This window comes from Acidimicrobiia bacterium, assembly GCA_012959995.1.
In the GTDB taxonomy this organism is placed as follows: Bacteria; Actinomycetota; Acidimicrobiia; order Acidimicrobiales; family MedAcidi-G1; genus MedAcidi-G2B.
On the sequence record DUCC01000027.1, the window covers coordinates 10,979 to 13,021 of the forward strand.

The 2,043-nt window shown below is 57.0% G+C and carries 2 protein-coding genes; both read right to left on the reverse strand.

Annotation, left to right across the window (positions count from 1 at the left end; translation table 11 throughout):
- Positions 1-79: 79 nt before the first annotated feature.
- Complete coding sequence (locus tag EYQ49_08070) at positions 80-1,240, reverse strand: HD domain-containing protein (protein ID HIG25828.1); 1,161 nt, start codon at positions 1,238-1,240, stop codon at positions 80-82.
- Positions 1,240-2,043, reverse strand: an 804-nt coding sequence (locus EYQ49_08075; GenBank protein HIG25829.1) for a hypothetical protein, incomplete at its 5' end; no start/stop codon positions are given. The genes EYQ49_08070 and EYQ49_08075, both read right to left, overlap by 1 nt.

Below are 2,043 nucleotides of genomic sequence, written 5' to 3' on the forward strand. Positions count from 1 at the left end.
GCACGCCCGGTCGGGCCCTCTAAGCCCAAAGGCGCCAACGGTAAGTCATTGCTTTTCAATTGTTTCTCCGCTTCTAGAGTCATTGACCTTCTTTCCAATTTGTCACAAATAAACACTGCTCGCTCGTTTGGGGGGATCGACGGTGCCCCGCACCCGCATCACCCAAGCGCAAACGAGTCAACTCCTCCAAAGCATCCTCGGGCGAAACCAAACCATGGCGGATCATCCAACACGCCACCACGGTGCCGGTGCGACCCAAACCACCCCAACAATGGGCATACACGTTGCCGCCTTGGCGCAAATGCTGATCAACGGCGTCGAGCACCGTCACCATGTGCTCCACCGGCGGGATGCCCATGTCTGGAATCGGCTTGCGGTCAATCAAGGCCTGACCCGACACAAAAGGGTCATACATGTTCAAGTGGCTATCGCCGCCGCCCGGCAGGTCTTCGGTCAAATTTACAAAACAGTTCAGACCGGCACTCAACATTTCACCCACCACCTCCGGGGCGGCATCGCCAGGCTTCCAGTCACCGTCCCCCGGGTAAGCACCGGCTGCAAAACGGCCGTCGACCACCCAATAAGAACGACTGGTGGGGCCCGTTGTTTCGTTGGCCGCTAACTCCCAGTGGGGTTGAGTTACGCCAACCGCCTCATTGGCCAACGCACACAGCCGTTCCACGGTGTAATTCAATTCCTGGGCGGCCCGGCCAGGACGCCAAAAGCCAATAATGCTGGCCAACGCTCGATACCACCAAATTTGGTCTTGGGGTCCCGCCGAAAAACGAGCCCAAAACTCTGGGCCTTCCGCCTTGGCGTCAACCACCGTAGACAAAGCGTTATGACGTTTATCGGCCAAAGCCACGCACAACGCCGCATCGCTAGCGAACTCTAAGTCTTCGAGGTACTGCTGCTTGCGTAACAGCCACGGTGGTTTATTACCGGGGCCCTCGGCATCGCTGCACTCCTCCACAATCTCTCGCACCACCGAACCAAAAGCTGCTTCAAGTTCATCGGCCGTTACCTCAGTGTCTTCAAGAACATCATGAAGCAGCGCCGCAATAGCGATGTCTTCCACCTGGTCTTGCAACCCGGGGTCGGCCGCCGCATCTTCAATCGCCAACCCGGCCACCGCCAACAGGTGGCTCAAATAAGGGATCGGCGAACCCTTACGGTTATGGCCCTCATGATGAACCCGGGCAAACTCCACCGCCTCAGAAAACCTTTTACTCAACATCATTAAAGGCAACCCTCCAATTCTTTTTCGTAGTTCAAGCCCCTTGGAATAATTTTCGCTACCTGTACACACTCAGTAACGGTGCGCACATGTAAAGCCGTTAACTCTTGTTCGGACATCAAATCGGTGTAACCGCCGGCCAGCACAAAGGCTAAAGGTACCTGATGCTCGCTGGCCCAGGCCGCAACCAAACGCTCACGTTCCGCTAAGGCGCCAGCAGAAATAGCAGGTGCTGGGTCAACCCCGGCGTTATAAAGCACCAGGCTGGCATCGGTGGGTAAATCGGCCAACATGGCCGCTACCGCGGCCACATAGCCGTCGTTAGTAACCTCCCACGGCAACAACACCAACTGGTTTCCCTCGGTAGGGGTGTAGCCGTCATACCGGGCGGTACTGAGGTCAAAATGGCGGACCCGTTGATCACCGGCGATAAAGCTTTGGGTGCCCCCACCACAATGCGCATCAAGATCAAGCACCACCACCTGGCCCTCCACCAAGGTTTTGGCGTGCTGGACAGCCACCGCCAAACCATTAATGGTGCAAAACCCGGCACCGGTATTAGCCCGCGCATGATGCAAACCAGAAGACAACGACCCTGCTACGCCCTCAGCCAAAGCAGCCTCCACGGCTAGCAACACACCGGCCGTGGAGTTAACCACCATGTCCCATACTTCAAGGCACCACCCAAAGCCCTGGCTAGACGCCAAGCTCCGAGGCTCCCCGGTGCGTAAAGCATCAAGGTACTCCTCGTCATGGATGGCCTCAATGATTTGCTCGGCCAACGCCACGTAATCTTTGGGGTCAAC

Coding starts and splice junctions, on each gene's coding strand:
- EYQ49_08070 (HIG25828.1), bottom strand. CDS start 1,240: ATGATGTTGAGTAAAAGGTTTTCTGAGGCGGTGGAGTTTGCCCGGGTT.